The following is a 22,840-nucleotide window of genomic DNA, read 5'->3' on the forward strand; positions in this document are numbered from 1 at the left end:
GGCAAGCCGACCGCACGCCCGGCGCTACTTCGGCAGATCCGTCGGATCGACCTGCGTGCCGGGCACGCCTGCGGTGCGCGCGCTCGCTTCAAGCTCGTCGCGGAGCGCCGCGCGCGTGTCGCCGCCGCCGGAATCCTGCCCCGACGCACCGCCGCCATCGAGTGCCGGCAGGATGTAGCCGTTCACCATCCGGCGGAACAGCTTCACGTTCTCCGCGTCGCGCAAACCGCCGTCCACCGGCAGCACGCCGGTCATCACGATCACCGTGTTGCGCTTCGGCAGCACCGTGATGAATTGCCCCTTGAAGCCCATCGCGTCGAATTCGGGCTCGCTCGCGACGATGTTGTTGATCCACCAGTAGTAGCCGAAATGCGGCGACACGCGCGGCGACGTCATCTGCGCGATCCACGCCTGCGGCACGACCTGACGCCCCTGCCAGCGCCCGCCGTCGAGCACGAGCACGCCGATCTTCGCCATGTCGAGCGCGCGCAGCCGCAGCCCCCAGCCGGCCGATACGAGCCCCGTGCGGTCCGCGCGCTCCCATGCGGCGCGCTTCATGTCGAGCGGGCCGAACAGATGCGCCTGCGCATAGCGCTCGACGGGTTCGCCGGCCGCCGCGCTCAGCATCGCCGACGCGAGGATCGGATTCACGTCGGTGTACTCGAACGCGGTGCCGGGCGCGACCTTCGGCGCCGCCGACGCGGCAAGCTTCAGCCGGTCCGGCGCGGTGTAGTAGATCGGATCGTCCTTCGGGCTGAAGTCGTAATGCAGGCCGCTCGACATCGACAGCACGTGCTTCAGCTCGATGCCGCGCTTGTCCGCGAGCGCGTCGCCGAGATCGGGGCGCCATGCGGCGAGCCGCGCGGCCACCGGCTCGTCGAGATGCACGGCACCGCGATCGACCAGGATGCCCGCGACGAGCGACGTCACGGCCTTCGTCACCGAATACAGTTCGTAGGTCGAATCGCGCGACGCGTTCGCCCCGTAGCGCTCGAAGATCAACTTGCCGTCCTTCACGACGAGCAGGCTGTACACGTCGAGCTTCTGCTCGCGAATCCAGCGCGACAGCTCGACGAGCTTGCGCGAATCCACGCCGACGTCTTCGGGCGCGGCCGCCGCGATGCCGGTTTCATGCAGCGGCGGCAACGCATCGTCCGCATGCGCCACGGACAGCACCGGCGCCGACGCCAGCACGCCGCCGCCGATCAGCAGCGCCGCCACGCGCGCGAGCAGCCGTCGCATGAAAGGCGCCGCGGAACGCCGCCCATCGCGACGCCACGTGGACGAAGGGTCAATTACATGTGCAATCCTCATCAAATCTCCGGCGCATCGTTGAACGCGGCGGCGGTGCCGGGCACCCCCTTCGTCCGACGGCTGCGCGCGAGTTCGTCGCGCAGCGCCTGCGTGGTTTCCGCGCGCTCGACCGGCGGCTGCGCGGGCGTGAGCGCCGGCAGGATGTAATCGCCGACCATCCGTCGATACAGGTTCAGATAGGTCGCGTCGCGCAAGCCGCCGTCGGTCGGCAGCAGGCTCGTCATCACGACGACCGCGCGCTGCGCGGGCAGCACCGTGATGAACTGCCCCTTGAAGCCCATCGCGCCGAATTCCGGCGTGCCGTGTTCGACGACGTGGCCGATCCAGCAGTAATAGCCGTAGTCGGCCGCGGCCGGCGACGGCGTGGTCATCTGCCGGACCCAGCCGGCCGGCACGATCTGCTTGCCGTTCCAGCGGCCGTTGTCGAGCAGCAGCATGCCGATCTTCGCCATGTCGACAGCGCGCAGCCGCAGGCCCCAGCCGCCCGCCACCGCGCCGGTGCCGTCGGCGCCGCTCCAGCGGTAATGCGCGAAGCCGAGCGGCTCGAACAGCCGCTGGCGCGCGAAGTCGTCCTCGCGTTCCCGCGCGGCGATCGATACGGCCGTGCCGACCAGCACCGGGTTCACGTCGATGTAGTCGAAATGCGTGCCGGGCGCCTGCGCGGCCCGGCTCGTCACCGCGACGCGCAGCCGGTCGGGCGCGTCGTAGTACAGCGGATCGGTGCCTTCGCGCGTCGTGTAGCGCAAGCCGCTCGACATCGACATCAGATGCCGCAGCTCGATGTCCTGCTTGTCCGCGAGTTCGCTCGCGAGATCGGGCCGCGCGGCCGCGATCAGCGGCGCGACCTTCGTCGACGGGCCGAGCTTGCCCTCGCCGTCGAGAATGCCGGCGAGCAGCGCGGTGATCGTCTTCGTCACCGAATACAGCTCGTAGTTGTTGTCGCGCGTGAGGCTGTCGCCGTAGCGCTCGAACACGATCCTGCCGTCCTTCACGACGACGAGGCTGCGCACGTCCATCCGGTCGCGGCGCAGCCATTCGGACATCCGCACGAGCGGCGCCGAATCGACGCCGGCCGCTTCGGGCACGACGCTCGGCAGGTCCTGAGGGGCGCCGCCCGCGGCCAGCGCCGGGCCGCCGCACGACCCGGCGACGATCGCGGCGGCCGCGATGCCGCGCATTGCGAGGGAAACGCTCATCCTTGCTCCTGTTGAAACGCGCGCCCGCCACGTCGGGCGGGCTGTCGCGTCGAATCCCGGGAAATCAGTCGAGACACGGCTTGCCGGCCGGCAGGAACCGCCCGCGCCCCGGCTCCGCCGCGAGCAGCCGGCCGTCCTCGACGAGCAGCTCGCCGCGCGACAGGCAATGACGCGGCCAGCCCGTCACCTCGATCCCCTCGTAAGGCGTGTAGTCGACCGCATGATGCAGCGACGCATTCGCGATCCGCACGCGCTTGTCCGGATCCCACACGACGATATCCGCATCGGCGCCGACCGCGATCGTCCCCTTGCGCGGATACAGCCCGTACAGCTTCGCGGGCCGCAGCGACGTCAGCTCGACGAACTGATGCAGCGACAACTGCCCCTTGCGCACGCCGTCGAACAGCAGCGGCAGGCGCGTCTCCAGGCCCGGAATTCCGTTCGGGATATGGTCGAACGACACGGCCTGCCCGCCCGGATGCTTGCCGCACGGATCGTCGTAGTTGAACGGCGCGTGATCGGACGAGAATACCGAGAATACGCCCTGCTTCAGCGCCTTCCACACGGCCTGCTGGTTGGCCGGATCGCGCGGCGGCGGGCTGCATACGCATTTCGCGCCTTCGTAGCCGTCGTGACCGTGATGACCGAGATCGGCGGCCGTCAGATACAAATACTGCGGGCAGGTTTCGGCCAGGATCGGCAACCCGCGCGACTGCCCCCAGCGGATCTGCTCGATCGCCTCGGCGCCCGACACGTGCACGATCAGGATCGGCACGTCGACGAGTTCCGCGAACGCGATCGCGCGATGCGTCGCCTCGCGCTCGACCACCGCCGGCCGCGCATGCGCATGGAAATGCGGCGCGATGTGGCCGTCGCCGAGCAGCCGCTCGGTCAGCCAGCCGATGCAGTCCGAGTTTTCCGCATGCACCATCACGAGCGCGCCGTGCTCGCGCGCGACCGACAGCACGTCGAGCATCTGCCGGTCGTTCAGCTTCAGGTCGTCGTAGGTCATGTACACCTTGAACGACGTGTAGCCGTTCGCGATCAGCCGCGGCAGCTCCTCGGCCAGCACATGCGGCGTCGGATCGGCGACGATCAGGTGAAAGCCGTAGTCGATCAGCGCGCGCCCTTCCGCGCGCCGGTGATAGTCGTCGACGGCCGCCTGCAGCGACTGCCCCTTCGCCTGCGCGGCGAACGGCACGACGGTGGTCGTGCCGCCGCACAGCGCGGAGCGCGTGCCGGACAGGAAGTCGTCGGCCATCTTCAGCCCGTCGGGCATCGGCTGGTCGAGATGGCAGTGCGCATCGACACCGCCCGGCATCACCAGCATCCCGGTTGCATCGAGCTCGCGCGGCGCGCGCGGGAGCCCATGGCCGAGCATGGCCACGCGCCCCGCGCGGATGCCGATGTCGCACGAGAACCGGTCCGCCGCCGTCACGACGTCCGCGTGACGGATCACGAAATCGAGATCGTTCGACATGGCGCGCGCCTCAGATCACGTCGCTGAAGAGACGCCCCCAGCCCTTCACCTGCCGCGTGTCGTAGTCGGCGAGCTGCAGCGACTTCCACACCACGGTCGAGATCGTGTCGTAGATCGGAATGCCCGTCTCTTCCTCGAGCGCCGGCACCAGGTGCGCGGCGTTCAGGTTCGTGCAGAAGATCGAGATCGCGCGCGGGCCTGCCTTCGCAACTTCGCGCACCATCGCGCCGATCTGGTCGCCCGTCACTTCGGAGAACGAGAAATTGACCTTCAGGTTCAGGTGGCGCTCGGCGATGCAGTTCAACCCCGAGCGGCGGTAGTTGTCGACGATCTTCGTCTGCACGTCGTCCAGATACGGCGTGACGAGGCCGAACTCGTGCGCGCCGGTCTTCTTCAGGATCTCGTTGAGCGCGAGCACGGAGGTCGTGGCCGGAATGCCGGTCGCTGCGGTGATGCGCTGGCACAGCCGCTCGTCCGCCTCGAAGCCGAGCCAGCCGGACGACGTGCCGTTCCACGCGATCACGTCGACCTTCGCGTCGGCGAGCAGCATCGCGGCCTGGATGATCTTGTCGTCGTCGAACTGGCCGAGCGCCTGGCCCGTCAGCGAGATCTCGGTGACGGGAAAGCGCGCGAAGTGCGCGGACACGCCCGGCAGGCCGGCGACCATCGCGCTCGTCAGCGGTTCGAGCGACGTGTTGGACGACGGGGTGAGCATGCCGAGCAGGGTACGTTTCTTCATGATGGATTTCTCTTTACCAGTGAATGCAGTCGATGCAGTGAAAGGGGTCGGTCAGACGGGGAGCTTGTTTTCGTAGTCGATCGCGCTGGAGCACGCGAGCAGGCCGACGCCGGCCGCCGCGAACACCATCAGCGCAAGGAAATAGGAACCGGTGAACTGCACGATCGCGCCGACGACGATCGGCACGGTGATGCCGCCGATGTTGCCGCCGAGGTTCATGAAGCCGCCGAGGAAGCCGATCTTGTCGCGCGTGCCGAGCGACGACGGAATGCACCAGTACAGCCCGCACCAGCGCAGGAAGAACAGCGTCGACGACAGCAGCGCGACGCACACGACCGGGCTCTTCACGTAGGCGACGGAAAAGACCGACACGGTCGCGATCACGGCCGCGATGCCGAACAGCGTGCGCATCACGACGTTCGGCCGGCCGCCCGCGGCCTTCCACTTGTCGGCGATCCAGCCGCCGAGCAGCTCGCCGACGAAGCCGCAGAAAAAGATGATGAAGGTCGAGCCGCCCATCTGCTTGATGTCGAAGCCGTGCACCTTGTGCAGATAGTTCGGCATCCACGTGAGCAACCCGTAGAACACGCTGTTGAAGCACATCCAGCCGAAGAACATGCACCACACCGAGCGGTACTTGAAGAAGTCGCGCGAGCGGCCCGATGCATCGGCCGGCTCGGCCGCGAGATCGCTCGCGTGCGACGCCTCGATGTAGTCGGCTTCGAGATCGTTGACGCCCGGGTGCTCGCGCGGCGTGTTGCGGATGTAGTACCACGCGAGGAAACCGGCCAGCACGGTGCCGACCCCGGCCACCGCGAACGCGAGCCGCCACGAGCCGAGCAGCGCGATCAGCCCGGCGATCAGCACCGCGCCCAGGGCCGCGCCGAGCGGCGCGCCGCCGTCGAGCAGCGTGGCGCCGCGGCCGCGCTCGGTCTGCGTCATCCAGATCGCGTTGAGCTTGCCGCCGGCCGGATAGATCGGCGCTTCGGACGCGCCGAGGCCGAGGCGCGTGAGCAGCAGCGCCGGCGCGCTCGTGCACAGCGCGGCGATGGCCTGGAAGAAGCCCCAGAACACGGTCGCCGTCGCGATCACGATGCGCGGCTTGAACCGGTCGGCGAGCATCCCGCCCGGGATCTGCATCACCGCATAGGTCCAGAAGAACGAGCTGAGGATCAGACCCTCCATCGCCGGCCCGATGTTGAACTCCTGCGAGATGTAAGGCATGGCGACGGACAGCGACGCGCGATCGACGTAATTGATCGCGATGAGGCTCAGCATGACGACGAATATCTTCCAGCGGACGGCGGATTTGCCGACCGTCAGGCCGGCGACACCGGAGGTTGAAGACATGGACGGACTCCAGGAGTGAACGAGGATGGTCAGGACGTCGCGCAACGTGGAACCGAGTATAGGATTAGAAATTTATAATTACCGTTAGCGTAAACACTTGGTTTCATTGAATTTGTTTGATCACTACGATGGTGCAGGGTAAGCCCCGATATCGTGATAAGCTTGCCCCATCATGAGCCAGACACCCCGCAATCCCCTGCTTCTGCGCACCCGCGGCATGGCCGCGGAGATTGCCGCGCGCCTGCGCGTGATGATCGACGAAGGCGAATTGCCGCCCGGCGCGCGGATCGACGAAAAGGAACTGAGCCTCGCGTTCGACGTGTCGAAGACGCCGCTGCGCGAAGCGCTGAAGGTGCTCGTCGCGGAAGGTGCCGTCACGCATCGCCAGTACATCGGCTATCGCGTCGCACCGATCGACGTCGACGATCTCGTGTCGACGTTCGAGCTGCTGCACGGGCTCGAGGCGATGGCGGGAGAGCTGCTGCGCAAGCGCATCGCCGCGTCGACGCTCGCCGCGTTGCAGGCGAAGCACCGGCGGATGGTCGAGTGCCACGAGGCTGGCAAGCGCGTCGAATATTTCCGGCTGAACCAGCAGATTCATCAGATGATCGTCGACGCGGCGGGCAACCCGGTGCTGTCGGGCATCTACGCGTCGCTGATGTCGAAGGTGCACCGCGCACGCGGCGCCGCGAACGCGGACACGCTGCGCTGGGCCGAATCGCTGCACGAGCACGAAGCCATCATGGCCGCGCTCGCCGATCCCGACCACACGCAGCTGCCGCAGGTGCTGCGCAACCATTCGGAAAACACCGCGCGCGAAGTGCTGGCGATCCTCGATCGCACGAGCACGGCCGACGCGCCGGGCAAGCGGGCGGCCGAAGCGTAAAGCCGGCTGCGCGCAAGCCGCCCTGCTCCGGCGGCAGCCGCGTGAAGGTCGGGCTCGAGGCGCCGGTGGAGATCGGAGACTGACGACCGGCGTCAGCGCCGGTCGGCGGCCAATGAACCGAAAAACGTCGCGACCTTGGCCTTGCTCGTCGTCTGCAAGCGCGACATGAGCCCGTGATCGACCTGTCGCAGCCCGTAAGTCTCGCCGATGTCGCGCTGCATCCGGCACCACAGATGGCTCGCGATCTCCGCGTCGACCATCGCGCGGTGGGCGCGGCCTGTCTTCGGCAGCCGCAGCATGTCGGCGAGGCTCGACAGCCGGTGACTTTGCGCGTGCGGGTAGATGCGCCGCGCGACGAGCATCGTGCACGCGAACGCATGCTCGGCCGCCACGCCGAGCATGCCGAGCTCGGCCTGCCAGAACCGCTTGTCGAAGCCGGCGTTGTGCGCGACGACGGGGTGGCTTCCGACGAATGCGGCGGCTTCCTTCATGACCTTCGACACCGGCGGCGCCGACGCAATCATCTCGTTCGTGATGCCGGTGAGCGCGACGACGTCGGACGGAATGCGGCGCCCCGCGTTCATCAGGCTCTGGTAGCGGTCGACGATCTCGCCGTCGCGCAGCAGAATCACGGCGATCTCGGTCGCCCTGTCGCCCATGTTCGGGGAAAGCCCGGTTGTTTCGAAGTCGAGTACCGCTACGGTTTGCATGGTCGAATCGGAGGAGGGATACCTGGCGCGCCACGTCGATCGGGACGCGTCGCGCCGACGGAAAAGCGCCATAGTATCCCCGGATGCGGTGTGCGGCGGCAAACGCCGTCGTCGTGCGTGGCGCATCGCCATGTCCGTTCAGGCCGGCACGCCCGCTGCGTCAGCGACAACTGAAGCTCGCCGCCGAATTCACGTCGCCCGACCCGTTGTAGCGCGCGACCTGCGGATACGGACACAGCGGACGCGTGCGTCCCGCGCCCCACGACGTCGGCACGTCCGCATTCGGCACCGCGTTCGTCGTGTCGCGCGCCGTGGCGACGATCGCCGTGGGCGCCTGCCCCTGCTCGACCCACGCGACGAGCGGCGTCAGCATGTCGAACTGATCGGCTGCCGGCCCGCCCGAGCAATGGTTCATGCCCGGCACCGGATAGAGGCGCGCGAAGTCCGACGCGTCGCCGCCGTTCGCCTGCGCGAGCCGGCCGTACCAGTCGCTCGTGTCGTTGTACGAGAACACCGGGTCGCCGGTGCCGTGATAGACGAGCAGCTTCGCGCCGCGCGACTTCAGCGCGGACAGGTTGGTCTCGTCGGGCGGCGTCATGAACGACCACGCGGATTGCGTGTAGACGCCGTTCGTCGCGAAGATCGCCGGCGCGTCGTTGTCCATGTCGAAGCCGAGCGCGAAACCGGCGAGGTTCGCGAGCGTCGCGGCGGTTTTCGGCGGCGTCGTGAACGTGAACGCCATCGCGGCCGGGTCGAGCGTGACCGAGTTCGACTGCTTCCACGCGGCCCAGCCGCCGGCCGCGATGCCCGGATCGTACGGAAAGCTCGCATAGAGCGCCGTGCCCGCGCTGTTGCGCGCACCCGCGAACACGTTCTCGAGCGCGCTCTTCTGCGCGGTCGTCAGGCAGGCGCCAGTGCGCGTGCCGTTCGCGCAGGTCGGGATGTCCGTCTCGACGCTGAAATGCGCCTGGCAGGCGGCGACGTCCTGCACCATCCCGTCGGCCACGCCGTCGAGCGCATCGCACTTGTCGAGAATCGCCGCGCCGACCAACCGGCGCTCCGTGTCGGTGAAGCCGCTACGGATGTCCGGCAGCCCGTTCGCGCCGGTCGCCGACGCGATCTTCGCGAACTGCTGCGCGCCGTACATCTCGCCGATCGCCGCCTTCGGCAGGTGGAAGCCCGGGTCGCCCGCGATGATCCCGTCGTAGTCGCCCGCGTTGCGCACGGCCGTGACCATCGCGTGACGGCCGCCGTTCGAGCAGCCGCCGAAATAGCTGCGGTCGGGCATCTTCCCGTATGCGAGCCGGATCACCTGCTTCGCCATCGGCGTGAGCGCGTCGACGGCGCCGTAGCCGTAGTCGAGCCGCGCCTGCGGGTCGAGGCCGAACAGCGGGTTCTGCGCGGCGCTGTGCCCGGAATCCGAGCTGATCACCGCGAAGCCCATGTTCAGGGCGTCGGTCAGCGGCCCGCCGCCGCCGATCTCGCCGGTCGCGGTCATGACGTTGCCGTCGAGCCCGCCGTTCGCCTGGTAGAAGAAGCGGCCGTTCCACGCTTTCGGCAAACGCATCTCGAAGCCGATCGCATAGGTCTGGCCGTCCACCGCGCTCACGCGCTCGTTCATCTTCCCGTCGATCACGCAGTGTTCGGCGATCGGCTTGCCGGCCACCTTCAGCGCGCCGGCGGCCGCGGTCGTCACCGACGTGAACGACGTGTTCGCATACGACAGCTTAGCGGCGAGCGCGTCGCAGGCCTGCGTCATCGCGGCCGGCGTCGCGGCGCTCAGGTGCGTCGGCGTGGCGTTGACCGAATCGTCGCCGCCGCACCCGGCGAGCATGGCCGCCGCCGACAGCGGCGCAATGCAAAGGAATGCAGATTTTCCGTTCAAGATATCTCCCCTTCGTCAGGCTGCCGGATCAGAACATGTGCCGCACGCCGACCATCGCGCCGAGCTGCCCCATCCCCGCGCCGGGCGTCGTGCCGGGCCCGCCGCCGCTGACCGCGTAGCGTGCATGCGCGCTGTTCCACAGATACGAGGATTGCGCGTAGACGGCCGTGCGCTTGGTCAGCAGATAGGTCGCGCGCAGCGTGGCCATCGTCGCGCGCGTGTCGTGCGCGCTGTTGACGATCCGGTAGCCCTCGCCGTCGACGACGAAGTCGGGCTTGATCGCATACGACGCACCGAGGAAGAACAGGTCCGAATGCGCGCCGGGCGCGGCCGGCGAACCGGTCGACACGCGTCGCCCGATCCAGCCCGCGCCGATTCGCGCGCCGGCCGCCTGCGCATACGCGCTCACGTGCGTGCGCGCGTCCTTGCCGCCGCTGCTGGTGAAGGCGACCGGCGCGACGCCGTCGAAGAAGTTCGCGGCCGCGCCGGTGCCGCCGCGCTGCTCCTCGTACGACGCCGCCGCACCGAAATACGCGCTGTCGTACTTGAGCATCACCGACCAGTTGCGGCACTGGACGGCATCGCCCGGCACCTGCCCGGCGCACGTGCCCTGCCCCGGCGAGTTGCCGGTTCCCGCGCCGTCGCGGCCGAACGAATACGCGGCGCCGAGCGTCACGCCGCGATACGTGCCGACGTAGGTCACCGCGTTGTCGGCGCGGCCGTTCGGCACGTATGCGTCGAACGAGCCGAGCCCGTAGATGTCGGGGCCGATGATGTCCGCGCCCTGCAGCGCGAGATAGGTCATCGTGTACTGGCGGCCGAACGCGAGCGTGCCGAAGCCGCTCTTCAGCCCGACGAACGCCTGCCGCCCGAACAGTCGGCCGCCCTGCCCGAGATCGCCGCCGCGCACGTTGAAGCCGCTTTCGAGCGTGAACACCGCCTGGTAGCCGCCGCCGAGATCCTCGGTGCCGCGCAGGCCCCAGCGCGACGGCAGCTCGCCCGTCACGCCCGGCATGCGCACGACGTGATCGCCGGCCGCGTTCGCGTGCGACACGAACTCGACGCCCGTATCGATGATCCCGTACAGCGTCACGCTGGATTGCGCGTGCGCACCCGGCGCGGCGAGCGCGCAGCACGCGCCGGCGGCCAGCAGGCCGTTCCTTGTCTTCGTCTTCATAGCGTTGCGTCTCCAGACCGTGTTGAATCGCGCGCTCTGACGGCGCGCATTGAAAAAACGAAGCGTTTCAGTCGCCGGCTTGCGGGCGGCGAATCAGCGCGAATGCAGCGAAGGCCGCGACGAGCGTGACGGGGATGCTCGCGCCGATCACGACGGGCGCGCTGCGGCCGGCGGCCAGCAGCGTCGCGGCCGCGAGCGGCCCGACGACGGAACCGAGCCGGCCGACGGCCACCGCCGCGCCGACGCCGGTGCCGCGCATCGCGGTCGGGTAGTAGATCGCCGCGAGCGCATACAGCACCGACTGCCCGCCGACCACGAACATCCCCGCCGCGAACGCGGCCGCCGAGAGCGACGCGAAGCCGGGCGCGGCCGCGAGCGCGGCGAGCGACAGCACGATCCCGACATACATGCCGCCGACCACGCGCGACGCGCGCATCCGGTCGAGCGCCGCGCCGATGCCGAGCGCGCCGAGCCCCGCGCCGACGTTGAACGCGATCTGCACGAGGCCGACGTGCGCGCGATCGAGCCCGCGCGAGGCCATCAGCGACGGCAGCCAGTTCAGCAGGAAGTAGAGGACGATCAGCGTGCAGAAATAGCTGACCCACAGCGCGACCGTCGACGTCGTGCGGCCGTCGCCGAACAGCGTGCGCGCGACGCTGGTGCGCGCGGCCGGCGTGCCGGCGACGTCGAGATACGCGCGCGATTCCGGCAGGAACAACGCCAGCAGCGGCACGAGCAGCAGCGGCCCCACGCCGCCGACGTAGAAGATGTGGCGCCATTCGGTGTCGCCGGCGAGCAGCACGCCGATCAGCGACGCGATCACGCCGCCGAACGGGATGCCGCAATACATCGTCGCCACCGCGCTGCTGCGCGAGCGCGGCTCGACCGCTTCGGACGACAGCGCGATCAGGTTCGGCATCGCGCCGCCGAGGCCGATGCCGGTCAGCACGCGCACGACGACGAGCATCGCGAAGGTCGACACCTGCGCGGTGGCGATCGACAGCAGTCCGAACAGCATGGCCGACGCGATCAGCACGCGCTTGCGTCCGATCCGGTCGGCGAGGCGCCCGCCGAGCATCGCCCCCGGCAGCAGCCCGAAGGTGCCCGCGCTGAACGCGATGCCCATCTGCGACACGGAGAGCCCGAATTCGCGCGCCATGCGCGGCGCGGCGACGCCGACCGACTGCAGGTCGAGCCCTTCGAGGAGTGCGATCGCGAAACACAGCGCGAGCGTGGTCGCGACCGTGGGTTTTTCGGCAACGTAAGTGTTCATCGTGTCTCCAGTCCCATGTCTTGTAGTCGGTCGGCCTGCATCGGCAGGCCTTATCAGGCAGCCTGATTCACTGGCCGCAAGAATGCCTGCCGGTATCGTGGCCGGCAGGTCGTTGTTCCTGCTTGCTTCGGTTTGCTTCGGTTGGCTTGCGCCTACGCGTAAATCACGTCGGGATCGCGCCGCGCCGGGTCGTAAAGCGCGTCGATCGTCGCCGCGCGATGCTTCTGCACGGCCGCCTGGTTCAGCGAACCCTTGTCGGTCACTTCACCGAGATCGAGCGACGGCGGCGTATCGATCAGCCGGATGCGCGCGACGAACGTCGAACCGCCGCTTGCATGCCGGTTCAGCACGGCAAGCCACGACGCGAACGCCGCGCGCACGGCCGGCGCGCGCAGCACGTCGGAAACCGGTGCATCGGCTGCGAGCCCCGCCAGCGCGCGGCATGCGTCGATGCGCGGAAACACCAGCAGCCCGATGTCGTCGCGGTTGATCCCGGTGACGACCACGTCCTGCACGTACGGCGCGCCGCTCGACACCGCGTTCGCCCGCAACGGCCCGACGCTGACGAAGGTGCCGCTGCTCAGCTTGAAATCCTCGGTCAGCCGGCCGTCGAACAGCAGCCCGAGTTCCGGCCGCTCGGGATCGGCGAAGACCCCCGCGTCGCCGCTGCGGTAATAGCCCTCGTCGTCGAATACGTCGCGCGGATCGACGTCGGCATGCCAGTAGCCGCGCATCACGTTCGGCCCCTTGAAGCGCAGTTCGAGCTTGCCGCCGCACGGCACGAGCTTCGCGTCGCAGCCGGGTGCGGGCAGGCCGATGTAGCCGGCGCGCATCAGCGGCCCGGTCGTGAACAGGCACGACGGCGACGCCTCCGTCATCCCGAGGCCGGCCATGATCCGGATGCGCTCGCCGCAATGCGCGTCGGTCACGCGATCGAGCCGGTCCCACGCGGCCTGCGACAGCCCCGCGCCGCCGAAGAAATACAGCTTCACGCGCGAGAAGAACGTGTCGCGCAGCACGGCATCGCGTTCGAGCGCGGCGGTCAGCTCTTCCCAGCCCTTCGGCACGTTGAAGTAGATCGTCGGCGCGATCTCGCGCAGGTTGCGCACGGTTTCGTCGAAGCGGCCCGGCACCGGGCGGCCGTCGTCGATGTACAGCGTGCCGCCGTTGTACAGCGCGATGCCGAGGTTGTGACTGCCGCCGAACGTGTGATTCCACGGCAGCCAGTCGACCAGCACCGGCGGTTCGCGCGTCAGCTCGGGCATCGTCTGGCGCAGCATCTGCTGGTTGCTGCACAGCATCCGGTGCGTGGTCGGCACGGCCTTCGGTTGCTTCGTCGACCCCGACGTAAACAGGATCTTCGCGAGATGATCGGGGCCGATCGCTTCATGGATCGCGTCGATCGTGCGCGGAACGGTCGCGAGCAGGCGCGACAGCGGCACGACGCGGCCCGCCGCGGCGCCATCGGCATCCGCATCGTTCGCGACGATCAGCGCCGCATCGGCCGGCAGCGTCGCGTCGAGCGCACGCGCGAACGGCGCGCGCTCGGCGACGAACACCGCGCCCGGCCGCAGCACGCCGAGCGTGTGACGCAGCTTGCCGTAATCGGTCGACACCAGCGAATACGCGGGCGAGATCGGCGCATACGGCACGCCGGCCAGCATCGCCGCGAACATCAGCTGCAGATGCTCGAGATCGTTGCCGGACAGCACCGCGAGCGGTCGCTCGACCGACAGCCCGAGATCGACGAGGCCCTGGCCGAGCGCGCGGGCGCGTTCGAGCATCTGCGCGTAAGTGATCTCGATCCAGCGGCCGTCGGCGCCGCGCCGCGCGGCGAGCACACGGTCGGGATGCGCGTGCGCGCCGCGCACGAGGCAGTCGGTCAGGCGCGTCGGGTAGTCGCCGAGCGGTTCGCGCGAGCGCAGGTACCACGTGCCGTCTTCCGCGCGACGAATCTCGGCCGCGCCGATCGCGACGGCCGCCGCGCGATAACGCACGCCGCCGGTGTCGTTCGCCGGCCCGCTTACGGGCGTCGCAACATTCATCGTCGGCTCGCTCATATCGGGTAGTGACGCGGTGTGGTCTGCACGGTGATCCAGCGCAGCTCGGTGAATTCGGCAATCGACGCGCGGCTGCCGAAGCGGCCGTAGCCGCTCGCTTTCGTGCCGCCGAACGGCATCTGCGCTTCGTCGTGCACGGTCGGCCCGTTGATGTGGCAGATCCCCGATTCGATCCGGCGCGCGACCGTCATCGCGCGTGCGATATCGCGGCTGAACACGCTCGCCGACAGCCCGAACTCGCTGTCGTTAGCGAGCGCGACCGCTTCGTCGTCGCTGTCCGCGCGCAGGATCGCCACCACCGGCGCGAACGATTCCTCGCGATACAGCCGCATGTCGCGCGTGACGCCGTCGACGATCGCGGGCTGCATCGTCGCGCCCTCGATCCGGCAGCCGAGCGGCAGGCGCGCGCCGTGCGCACGCGCATCCTCGACGAGCGACGCGGCACGCGCGGCCGCGGCCGCATCGACCATCGTGCCGAGCGCATGGCCCGCCAGCGGATCGCCGGCGACCAGCGAGCGCGCCTTGTCGGCCAGCCGTTCGACGAGCGCATCGGCGATCGGCCGCGCGGCGATCACGCGCTCGGTCGACATGCAGATCTGCCCCTGGTTGAAGAACGCGCCGAACGCGATCGCGTCGACGGCCGCATCGAGATCGGCATCGTCGAGCACGAGCACCGGCGCCTTGCCGCCGAGTTCGAGCAGCACGGGTTTCAGGTGCGCGGCCGCATGGCGCGCGATGATGCGCCCGACGTGCGTGGACCCGGTGAAGTTGATCCGCTTCACGTGCGGATGCGCGATCAGCCGCTCGACGAGTTCGGGCGCATCGGCCGCCGCGTGCGTGATCACGTTCACGACGCCCGCGCCGAGCCCGGCCTCCTCCAGCACCGCGCCGATCAGCGCGTGCACGCCCGGGCATGCCTCGGACGCCTTCAGCACGACCGTGTTGCCGCATGCGAGCGGCATCGCCAGCGCGCGCGTGCCGAGGATCACCGGCGCGTTCCACGGCGCGATGCCGAGCACGACGCCGCACGGCACGCGCATCGCCAGCGCGAGATTGCCGGGCACGTCGGACGGGATCACGTCGCCGTCGATCTGCGTCGTCATCGACGCGGCCTCGCGCAGCATGTTCGCCGCGAGCGTCACGTTGAAGCCGAGCCAGCCGGGCGTCGCGCCGGTTTCGGCGACGCCGGTCGCGATGAACGCGTCGATGCGCGCGTCCATCAGGTCCGCGGCCTTCAGCAGGCGGCGGCGCCGTTCGGTCGGCGCGAGCGCCGCCCATGCGGGGAACGCGCGATGCGCGGCTTCGATCGCCGCGTCGGCGTCGGCCGGGCCGGCCGCCGGCGCGCGCGACGCGAGCGCGCCCGTCGCGGGGTTGAATCGGTCGAAGGTTCGGCCGTCGCGGGCGGTGCACCACTCGCCGGCGATCAGCATCCGTCTGTCGGTCATGTCGTCTCCTGCCTTGCCTGTCTCTGTCGGTTGCGTCGGCGCTTGTATCAGCGCTTGTATGCCTGCAGACCCGGCTTGATCGTCTTGTCGTCGAGGAACTGCTTCAGCCCCTGCTCGCGGCCGCGCTCCGGATCGCGCAGCTGCGCCTGGTCGAGCTTCGCATACAGGTAATCCTCGCACTGCTCCCACGTGAGTTCGCGCGAACGCTTGAAGCCGTGCTTCGCCGCGCGCAGCACGACCGGGTTCTTGTCCATCAGCCGCGCGGCGAGCGCGATCGTCGCGTCGCGCAGGCCGGCCAGCGGCACGCTGCTGTTCACGAGGCCCATTTCGGCTGCCTCGACGCCGGTGAACGTGTCGCCGGTCATGATGTAGTGCAGTGCGCGGCGATGCCCGACCGTGTCCGCCATCGCCTTGCTGACGAGGTTGCCCGGCGGGATGCCCCAGTTGATTTCGGACAGCCCGAACACCGCTTCGTCCGCCGCGATCGCGAGGTCGCACGCGACGAGCGGCGAGAAGCCGCCGCCGAAGCACCAGCCGTTCACCATCGCGATCGTCGGCTTGTTGTACATCCGCAGGCGGCGCCACTGCCACTCCGACGCGTCGCGCCGCACCTTTTCCTGCAGCGCGTCGGAGCCGCCGTCGATCTCGCGGAAATATTCCTTCAGATCCATGCCGGCCGTCCACGCCGCGCCCGCGCCGGTCAGCACCAGCACCTTCGCCTCGTCGTCGAATTCGACCGCGTCGAGGACCTCCAGCATCTCCCGGTTCAGCGTCGGGCTCATTGCGTTGCGCTTCTCGGGGCGGTTCAGCGTGACCCACGCGATGCCGGCCTCCACCTTCACTTCAACGGTCTGCCAGCGGTTGTCGTACTTGCTCATGTCTGTTCCTGTCGTTCGTTCCTGTGCGATTCGGTGCGCAGCATTCCTGCTGCGAACGACTTCATTTAATATCAGGCTACCTGATATTGCAAGCGGCACGAGCGCCGGTGTAAACCCGGAGCGGAAAGCGGCGGCAACGCTGGAATCGGGGAACGGTCAGGCGACCGGCGAGCGGGCGGGAACGCGAACACGGGCCGCACGGGCCCGTGTCGTGCAGGTTCGGGAAAGGGTCAGCGGCGCAGGTTGCGCGCGAACAGTTCGAGCGTGCGCTGCACGTGTGTGGCGTCGTCGATGGAGACGTCGCCGAGCATCCGCGTCTCGAGCGGACGCAGCACGGCTTCGCATTCGCGCAGCATCGCCGCGCCTTCGTCGGTCAGCGTCAGCAGGATGATGCGGCCGTGCGACGGGTCGGCTTCGCGCGTGACGAAACCGCGGGCGGCCATCACGCTCATCACCTCGTTCGCCGATTGCGGCGTGATGAACGAGCGTTCCGCGAGTTGCGCGTTCGACGACGCGCCGCGCGCCTCGAGCACCGACAGCGCCGTGTATTGCGCGAGCGTGATGCCGAGCGGCGCGAGCGCGTCGGTCATGTGGCGGCGCAGCAGCCGTTCGAGACTGCCGACCACATAGGTCAGGCGCTGCGGCACGCGGGCCTTCTGCTTGTCGCCCGTCGCGCGGGCGGCGTTCTTCGCGGCGTTTTTCGGGTTCGCGGGCTTGGTCGGTGCGGAACTCATGGTGCGGGCGGGATGGAATTGCGGGCCATCTTACCAGCACGTCGGGGAGCGAACGGCGTGTTCCGGCACGCCGGATCGCCTGGCTCGCTGCGTCAGACGCGTCCCATGAACGGGATCCGACACGCGGTCAGCCGCGCGGCGCCCCCGCGAATCTTGCGGTCGGCAGCCCCGTGTAGCGCGTCCGGGCGACGAATACGCCGCCGGCGTGCGCATCGCTCGCCAGCGCGTCGTCGCTCAACCCGACGCGCGCGCTCGTCACGTACAGCCGGCCTTCGCCGTCGAGCGTCACGCAGCTCGACTGCGCGGTCGGCACGGTCACGCGGTCCGTCTCGACGCCGTCCGGCCCGTAGCGCACCACGCGCCGGCCGCCCCACTGCGCGTTCCACAAGCCGCCGTCGCGATCCATCGTCGAGCCGTCCGGGTCGCCGTCCGCATCGGTCAGTCGCGCGAACGGCCGCGCGTTGGCCACGTCGCCGCCCGCGCGGTAATCGCAGACGAAAATCTCGCGCACCATCGAATCGCAGAACGTCATCTTCGTGCCGTCCGGCGAGAACGCGATGCTGTTCGCGATCGCCGCCGCCGGCAACGCAAGCCGTTCGAGCGTGAGGTCCGGATTGAGCCGGTAGAAGCCGCCGACCGCGCGCGGCGGGTCGCCGCCTTCGTCCTTCATCCCGAACACGAACGCGCCGAACGGATCGCAGCGGCCGTCGTTCAGCCGCGTCGGCAGATCGGGTTCGACGTCGACGATCCGCGTGAATTCGCCGCTGCGCAGATCGAAGAACGCGAGATGCGTCGCGAGCCCGACGAGCAGCACGTTCGGCTCGTTCGTCAGCGCGAAGCACGCGAGCCGCTCCGGCATCGGCCACTGCGCGAGGTCCGAGCCGTCCGCGCGGCAACGCCACAGCCGCGCGCCTTCGATGTCCGTCCAGTACAGCGCGTGCGTGGCGTCGCACCACGTCGCGCCTTCGCCGAGCGTGTTGCGGCTGTCGACGAGCAGCGCCGCCGCGCCCGGATCAATCTGTTGCATGCCGTCTCCCGATATCTGTCGCCTTTCGCGGACGGACGCGCGTTCGTCAGGGTCAGATCTTCATCGCGCGCCGCTGGTTGCGACGATACTGGTCGAACAGCACCGCGAGCAACAGAATTCCGCCGCGTATCAGATATTGGTAAAAGGTCGGCACGTTCAGCAGGCTCATCGCGTCCTGCACGGAACCCATGATCAGCACGCCGACCAGCACACCGGAAATCGTCGCGACGCCGCCCGTCAGCGACACGCCGCCGAGCACGCACGCGGAGATCACGCCGAGTTCGAGGCCGACCGACGTCTTCGGATCGCCGAGGCTCATCCGCGACGCGAGCATCACGCCGGCGAAACCGGTCACGAGCCCCTGCAGCACGAACACCGCGATCTTGATGCGCATCACCGGCAGCCCCGCGAGCAGCGCGGCCTCGCCGTTGCCGCCGACGGCCAGCACGTTCTTGCCGAACACGGTCTTGCGCAAGAGGAAACCGAACACGACGAAGCCGACGATGTTGCTCCAGATCGGATACGAAATGCCGAGGAACGACCCGCCGCCGAGATCGAAGAAGCGCTCCTCGGAGATCATCACCGCGTCGCCGTTCGACGTGATGAACGCGAGCCCGCGCACGACTTCCATCATCGCGAGCGTGACGATCAGCGAATTGATCCGCCAGCGCGCGATCAGCACGCCGTTGACGAGCCCGACCGCGCCGCCGGCGAGCACGCCGGCCGCGATGCCGAGCACGACGCTGTGCGTCGCGGTGATCAGCGTCGACGCGACGACGCCCGAGAACGCGACGATCGACGCGACCGACAGGTCGACTTCGCCGAGCGCGAGCACGAACATCATCGTCACCGCGATCGAGCCGATCAGCGTGACCGACAGCAGCAGGCCCTGGATGTTGCGCGGCGTGAGGAAGTCCGGCACGGTCAGCGACAGCGTCGCGAACAGCACGAGGAACACCATCACGATGCCGGAGCGGTTGATCAGTTGCCACACGCCGCCGCGCGCTCGCGCGGGCGCGGCCGCGGCATCCGGGGACGGGGAAGTACGTTGGGGTTGCATTGCCTGGCTCATATCGGTTGCTTTCCGGTTGACTGCGCTAGCGCGGCAGCGCGAGCTTGATCAGCGCATCGGGCGTCGCCTGCGCCTTCGCGATCTCGCCCGCGATCCGCCCTTCCTTCATCACGACGATGCGGTCCGACACGCCGATCACCTCGGCCAGGTCGCTCGACACGATGATCACCGTGCGGCCCGCTTCCGCGAGCTCGTAGAACAGGTTGTAGATTTCCGCGCGCGCGCCGACGTCGATGCCGCGCGTCGGCTCGTCCATCAGGAACACGTCGATGCGCTCGGCCAGCCAGCGCGCGAGCACGACCTTCTGCTGGTTGCCGCCCGACAGCGCGCCGATCGGCGTCTCGCCGTCGCGGGTCTTGATCGCGAGCCGCTCGATGTAGCGTTGCGCGAGTTCGCGTTCGCGCCGCGCGTCGAGCAGCACGCGCGCCGGGCTGAAATGGCGGCGCGCGCTGATGTTCAGGTTGTCGGCGACCGACGCGATCGCGACGATGCCTTCCTGCTTGCGGTCCTCCGGGCACAGCGCGATGCCGGCACGCACCGCGTCGCGCGGGCTCGCGAACGCGACGCGCTTGCCGCCCAGCTCGACGTGCCCGCCGCTCGGGCGCGCCGCGCCGTACAGCAGCTTCATCAGCTCCGAACGCCCCGCGCCGACGAGCCCGAAGAAGCCGACGATCTCGCCGCGCCGCGCCGCGAACGACACCGGCTCGGACAGGCCGGGCCCCATCAGCCCCTTCGCCTCGATCAGCACGTCGCCGGCCGTGCGCGGCCGGTAGCCGTACACGTCCTCGATCGAGCGGCCGACCATGCAGCCGATCAGCCGGTCCCGGTCGAGATCGGCGACGGATTCGAACGTCTCGATCCGGCGGCCGTCGCGGAATACCGTCACGCGGTCGCACAGCGCGTCGACTTCCTCCATCCGGTGCGTGACGTAGATGATCGCGCGGCCTTCCGCCCGCAGCGAACGGATGATGCGGAACAGCTGCGTGGTCTCGCGCGCGGACAGCGAGCTGGTCGGTTCGTCGAATGCGATCACGCGCGCGTCGCGCATCAGCGCCTTGCCGATCTCGATCATCTGGCGCTGGCCGATCGACAGATACTTCACCGGAATGCCCGGATCGATATGCTCGCCGAGCCGCTCCAGCGCATCGAGCGCGCGTACGGCAAGCGCACGTTCGTCGACCACGCCGAGCCGGCTCGGCAACTGGCCGAGCATCAGGTTCTCCGCGACCGTCAACTCGGGCACCAGATGCAGCTCCTGGTAGATGATCGCGATGCCGGCCTCGAGCGCGGCGCGCGTCGACGCGAAGCGCTGCACCGTGCCGTTCAGCGTCAGCGTGCCGGCCTGCGGCTGGTTGACGCCGGACAGCACCTTCAGCAGCGTCGACTTGCCCGCGCCGTTCTCGCCCATCAGCCCGTGCACTTCGCCCGCGCGCACCGACAGCGACACGCCGTCGAGCGCGCGCACGCCCGGGAACGTCACGGTGATGCCGTCGAGCGCGAGCAGCGCATCGCCGGACGTGGCCACGGCCGCGTCGTCGTTGTCGGACACGGCCGTCATCGTCTGCATCGTCATCGCGTCGTCGCCCCGCACGCTCAGATGCCGAGCTCGGTGCGCACGGCCTGCCAGTTCGTGCGCGTCATCAGCTTGCCGCTCGTCTGCGTGTCGGCGGGCGGCGTCTTGCCGTTACGGATCCAGTCGACGAGGTTCTGCGTGCTGTCCTTGCCGTGGTTCGTCGAGCTGACCGCGATCGTTCCGTAGAAGCCGGTCGGTTCCTTCTTCTGGAATTCGGCGAACGCCTCGCCCGCGCCGTTGATGCCGACGCCGATTACGTCGGCCGCCGGGATGTGCAGCTGTTCGGTCGCGCGCACCGCGCCGAGCACCGTTTCCTCGTTCAGCGCGAAGACCACCCATTTCTTCACGTTCGGATGGCGAGAGAGCACCGGGAAGGCCGCCTCGAGGCCGCCGCTGTCGTCGGTCGTCTTCTGCGGCGCGTCGAAGATGTTCTCCTTGCGGAAGCCGTTCGCGAGCAACGCCTGCGTCGCGCCGTCGGTGCGCAGCTTCGCCGTCGGCAGCTCGTAGTTGGTGATGCGCAGCGCGCCGACTTCCTCGGGCTTCCAGCCGCGCCGCTTCATCTCGTCGGCGATCGCCTGGCCGACCTGGTTGCCGATCTTGGTCGCCGACATCCCGAGGTGCGGCACGTTCGTGAGCGGCTTGCCGGTCGAGTCGACGAGCTGGTCGTCGACCGTCACGAACTTCATGTTGTAGCGCTTCGCGCGCGCGGCGATCGCCGGCCCGAGGCGCACGTCGGGTGCGCAGATCACGAAGCCCTGCGCGCCTTGCGAGTTGAGGTTGTCGATCGCGGCCAGCACCTTCTCGCCATCCGGCGTGCCGATCTTCACGACCGAGAAGTTTTCCTTCTGGCCCAGCGCGGACGCCGCGTTCTGCTCGTTGATGAACCATGCCTGCTCGGGCATCTTCACCAGGAAGCCGATCTTCAGCGGCGCGTCGGCGTGCGCCGCGCCATGCATCCCGAGCGGCGCAATGCAAAGCGCGGCCAGCAGCGCGCGCAGGGTGTGTCGGCGAATCGTGCGGTTCATGCGGTGTCTCCTTGTATTGGCTTGGGTCTTCAACTACCGTCGTGCGCGGTCGCGCTCGCGATGGCGCGCGCCGGCACGGTGTCAGCGGCCGAACGCGTCGGTCCCGACGCGCCGCCCGAACAGAAACGCATCGGCGACGAGCCGCAACGGCCGCACGTCGACGTCGCTTTCGCCGCGCGCGATCAGCGCGCGGAACTGCGCATACAGCGCCGGATACTCGCGCTGCGGCCCGATCTCGACCGGCTCGCCGCCGATCGACAATTGCGCGCCGCCGCGGCTGATCGCGAGCACGCCGTCCGACGTGTCGACCGCGATTTCCCATTGCTCGACGGGGCCGTGCCGCCAGTCGAATTCCGCGCGCACGGGCACGCCTTCCGTATCGGCGCAATCGAGTTCGGCGGCGATCGGCATCTGCGCGTCGCTTGGCACGTAGAGCGTCGCCTCGCGCAACACGAGTTCGCGCGGCAGGATCCGCGTGACGATCGACAATGCGTTGATGCCGGGATCGAACACGCCGAGGCCGCCGGGCTCCCAGATCCACTGCTGGCCCGGATGCCAGCGCCGCACGTCTTCCTTCCAGCGCACCTGCACCGCGCGGATCGTGCGCGTCGCGAGCCACGCGCGCGCCGGTTCCACGGCGCTCGCGCAGCGCGAATGCCAGGTCGCGAACAGCGTGAGGCCGCGTTCGCGCGCGAGCGCGTCGAGCGCGGCCACTTCGCCGAGCGTCGCGCCCGGCGGCTTCTCGAGCATCACGTGCTTGCCGGCTTCGAGCGCGGCGCGTGCCTGCGCGTAGCGCACCTGCGGCGGCGCGCACAGCGACACCGCGTCGAGTTCGGGCTCGGCGGCCAGCAGCGCGCGCAGGTCCTGATAATTGCGCACGCCGCTGACTTCCGCGTGACGGCTCGCGCACGCGGTCAGCACGAAACCCGGTTCAGCGGCGATCGCCGGCAGGTGCTGGTCGCGCGCGATCTTGCCGATCCCGATCACGCCCAGCGAAATCACGTTGCTCATCTGCG

At 69.0% G+C, this 22,840-nt stretch carries 19 protein-coding genes; 1 reads left to right on the top strand and 18 read right to left on the bottom strand.

Translation table 11 applies throughout. The features are described from left to right. Window positions 1-24 precede the first annotated feature (24 nt). The 5 genes from WS45_RS03235 to WS45_RS03255 form a co-directional block, all read right to left on the bottom strand. On the bottom strand, window positions 25-1,242 hold the full coding sequence (locus WS45_RS03235) for a serine hydrolase domain-containing protein (RefSeq protein ID WP_059698140.1): 1,218 nt from the start codon (window positions 1,240-1,242) through the stop codon (window positions 25-27). A gap of 71 nt (window positions 1,243-1,313) precedes the next feature. Further along, entirely contained in the window at window positions 1,314-2,510 is a 1,197-nt protein-coding gene (locus WS45_RS03240) for a serine hydrolase domain-containing protein (RefSeq protein WP_059698142.1), read from the bottom strand. A 64-nt stretch (window positions 2,511-2,574) separates the two neighbouring features. Beyond that, entirely contained in the window at window positions 2,575-3,990 is a 1,416-nt protein-coding gene (gene hydA / locus WS45_RS03245; RefSeq protein WP_059698143.1) for a dihydropyrimidinase, read from the bottom strand. A 10-nt stretch (window positions 3,991-4,000) separates the two neighbouring features. After that, window positions 4,001-4,729: a maleate cis-trans isomerase family protein gene (locus WS45_RS03250; RefSeq protein ID WP_059698145.1), complete on the bottom strand. Its 729-nt coding sequence runs from the start codon at window positions 4,727-4,729 to the stop codon at window positions 4,001-4,003. Between the two features lie 51 nt (window positions 4,730-4,780). Beyond that, a complete protein-coding gene (locus WS45_RS03255) occupies window positions 4,781-6,079 on the bottom strand; it encodes an MFS transporter (RefSeq protein WP_059698147.1) in 1,299 nt (432 codons plus the stop codon). Between the two features lie 172 nt (window positions 6,080-6,251). Here WS45_RS03255 and WS45_RS03260 point away from each other — a divergent pair, with 172 nt between their 5' ends. Next, window positions 6,252-6,965: a GntR family transcriptional regulator gene (locus WS45_RS03260; protein ID WP_059698150.1), complete on the top strand. Its 714-nt coding sequence runs from the start codon at window positions 6,252-6,254 to the stop codon at window positions 6,963-6,965. A 92-nt stretch (window positions 6,966-7,057) separates the two neighbouring features. Here the strand turns inward: WS45_RS03260 and WS45_RS03265 are convergent, their stop codons facing one another. From WS45_RS03265 to WS45_RS03325, 13 genes are all read right to left on the bottom strand, one after another. Continuing rightward, a complete protein-coding gene (locus WS45_RS03265) occupies window positions 7,058-7,675 on the bottom strand; it encodes a 3'-5' exonuclease (RefSeq protein ID WP_059698152.1) in 618 nt (205 codons plus the stop codon). A gap of 160 nt (window positions 7,676-7,835) precedes the next feature. After that, window positions 7,836-9,560 carry a tannase/feruloyl esterase family alpha/beta hydrolase gene (locus WS45_RS03270; RefSeq protein ID WP_059698154.1) on the bottom strand — a complete coding sequence of 575 codons (1,725 nt, stop codon included), beginning with the start codon at window positions 9,558-9,560 and terminating at the stop codon, window positions 7,836-7,838. A 28-nt stretch (window positions 9,561-9,588) separates the two neighbouring features. Next, a complete protein-coding gene (locus WS45_RS03275) occupies window positions 9,589-10,737 on the bottom strand; it encodes a porin (protein ID WP_059528940.1) in 1,149 nt (382 codons plus the stop codon). Window positions 10,738-10,804: 67 nt separating this feature from the next. Beyond that, window positions 10,805-12,010 (bottom strand): 3-(3-hydroxy-phenyl)propionate transporter MhpT, encoded by a 1,206-nt coding sequence (mhpT, locus tag WS45_RS03280; RefSeq protein WP_059689242.1) that lies wholly within the window; start codon window positions 12,008-12,010, stop codon window positions 10,805-10,807. Window positions 12,011-12,162: 152 nt separating this feature from the next. Then, window positions 12,163-14,070: a feruloyl-CoA synthase gene (locus WS45_RS03285; protein WP_059698156.1), complete on the bottom strand. Its 1,908-nt coding sequence runs from the start codon at window positions 14,068-14,070 to the stop codon at window positions 12,163-12,165. Then, entirely contained in the window at window positions 14,067-15,515 is a 1,449-nt protein-coding gene (locus WS45_RS03290) for an aldehyde dehydrogenase (protein ID WP_059689240.1), read from the bottom strand. The genes WS45_RS03285 and WS45_RS03290 overlap by 4 nt, the downstream gene beginning before the upstream one ends. Before the next feature lie 47 nt (window positions 15,516-15,562). Then, window positions 15,563-16,393, bottom strand: a complete 831-nt coding sequence (locus WS45_RS03295; RefSeq protein WP_059448873.1) for a p-hydroxycinnamoyl CoA hydratase/lyase — start codon at window positions 16,391-16,393, stop codon at window positions 15,563-15,565. A 230-nt stretch (window positions 16,394-16,623) separates the two neighbouring features. Beyond that, on the bottom strand, window positions 16,624-17,127 hold the full coding sequence (locus tag WS45_RS03300) for a MarR family winged helix-turn-helix transcriptional regulator (protein ID WP_059698158.1): 504 nt from the start codon (window positions 17,125-17,127) through the stop codon (window positions 16,624-16,626). Window positions 17,128-17,254: 127 nt separating this feature from the next. After that, entirely contained in the window at window positions 17,255-18,154 is a 900-nt protein-coding gene (locus WS45_RS03305; protein WP_059698161.1) for an SMP-30/gluconolactonase/LRE family protein, read from the bottom strand. A 52-nt stretch (window positions 18,155-18,206) separates the two neighbouring features. Then, window positions 18,207-19,226: an L-arabinose ABC transporter permease AraH gene (araH, locus tag WS45_RS03310; RefSeq protein WP_044847378.1), complete on the bottom strand. Its 1,020-nt coding sequence runs from the start codon at window positions 19,224-19,226 to the stop codon at window positions 18,207-18,209. A gap of 25 nt (window positions 19,227-19,251) precedes the next feature. Beyond that, on the bottom strand, window positions 19,252-20,799 hold the full coding sequence (gene araG / locus WS45_RS03315) for an L-arabinose ABC transporter ATP-binding protein AraG (RefSeq protein WP_059698234.1): 1,548 nt from the start codon (window positions 20,797-20,799) through the stop codon (window positions 19,252-19,254). Between the two features lie 20 nt (window positions 20,800-20,819). Then, window positions 20,820-21,824, bottom strand: a complete 1,005-nt coding sequence (locus WS45_RS03320) for an arabinose ABC transporter substrate-binding protein (protein WP_059689237.1) — start codon at window positions 21,822-21,824, stop codon at window positions 20,820-20,822. A gap of 81 nt (window positions 21,825-21,905) precedes the next feature. Next, the gene (locus WS45_RS03325; protein ID WP_059689236.1) at window positions 21,906-22,835 is read right to left on the bottom strand and encodes a Gfo/Idh/MocA family protein; all 930 of its coding nucleotides are present in this window, start codon (window positions 22,833-22,835) and stop codon (window positions 21,906-21,908) included. Between the last annotated feature and the right edge of the window lie 5 nt (window positions 22,836-22,840).

The organism is Burkholderia sp. RF2-non_BP3 (assembly GCF_001522185.1).
Lineage (GTDB): Bacteria > Pseudomonadota > Gammaproteobacteria > Burkholderiales > Burkholderiaceae > Burkholderia > Burkholderia diffusa.

Excerpts from the sequence above, each read along its gene's own strand:
- WS45_RS03235 (WP_059698140.1), bottom strand. The coding sequence starts at position 1,242 with ATGCGACGGCTGCTCGCGCGCGTGGCGGCGCTGCTGATCGGCGGCGGC.
- WS45_RS03240 (WP_059698142.1), bottom strand. The coding sequence starts at position 2,510 with ATGAGCGTTTCCCTCGCAATGCGCGGCATCGCGGCCGCCGCGATCGTC.
- hydA (WP_059698143.1), bottom strand. The coding sequence starts at position 3,990 with ATGTCGAACGATCTCGATTTCGTGATCCGTCACGCGGACGTCGTGACG.
- WS45_RS03250 (WP_059698145.1), bottom strand. The coding sequence starts at position 4,729 with ATGAAGAAACGTACCCTGCTCGGCATGCTCACCCCGTCGTCCAACACG.
- WS45_RS03255 (WP_059698147.1), bottom strand. The coding sequence starts at position 6,079 with ATGTCTTCAACCTCCGGTGTCGCCGGCCTGACGGTCGGCAAATCCGCC.
- WS45_RS03260 (WP_059698150.1), top strand. The coding sequence starts at position 6,252 with ATGAGCCAGACACCCCGCAATCCCCTGCTTCTGCGCACCCGCGGCATG.
- WS45_RS03265 (WP_059698152.1), bottom strand. The coding sequence starts at position 7,675 with ATGCAAACCGTAGCGGTACTCGACTTCGAAACAACCGGGCTTTCCCCG.
- WS45_RS03275 (WP_059528940.1), bottom strand. The coding sequence starts at position 10,737 with ATGAAGACGAAGACAAGGAACGGCCTGCTGGCCGCCGGCGCGTGCTGC.
- mhpT (WP_059689242.1), bottom strand. The coding sequence starts at position 12,010 with ATGAACACTTACGTTGCCGAAAAACCCACGGTCGCGACCACGCTCGCG.
- WS45_RS03285 (WP_059698156.1), bottom strand. The coding sequence starts at position 14,070 with ATGAGCGAGCCGACGATGAATGTTGCGACGCCCGTAAGCGGGCCGGCG.
- WS45_RS03290 (WP_059689240.1), bottom strand. The coding sequence starts at position 15,515 with ATGACCGACAGACGGATGCTGATCGCCGGCGAGTGGTGCACCGCCCGC.
- WS45_RS03295 (WP_059448873.1), bottom strand. The coding sequence starts at position 16,393 with ATGAGCAAGTACGACAACCGCTGGCAGACCGTTGAAGTGAAGGTGGAG.
- WS45_RS03300 (WP_059698158.1), bottom strand. The coding sequence starts at position 17,127 with ATGAGTTCCGCACCGACCAAGCCCGCGAACCCGAAAAACGCCGCGAAG.
- WS45_RS03305 (WP_059698161.1), bottom strand. The coding sequence starts at position 18,154 with ATGCAACAGATTGATCCGGGCGCGGCGGCGCTGCTCGTCGACAGCCGC.
- araH (WP_044847378.1), bottom strand. The coding sequence starts at position 19,226 with ATGAGCCAGGCAATGCAACCCCAACGTACTTCCCCGTCCCCGGATGCC.
- araG (WP_059698234.1), bottom strand. The coding sequence starts at position 20,799 with ATGACGATGCAGACGATGACGGCCGTGTCCGACAACGACGACGCGGCC.
- WS45_RS03320 (WP_059689237.1), bottom strand. The coding sequence starts at position 21,824 with ATGAACCGCACGATTCGCCGACACACCCTGCGCGCGCTGCTGGCCGCG.
- WS45_RS03325 (WP_059689236.1), bottom strand. The coding sequence starts at position 22,835 with ATGAGCAACGTGATTTCGCTGGGCGTGATCGGGATCGGCAAGATCGCG.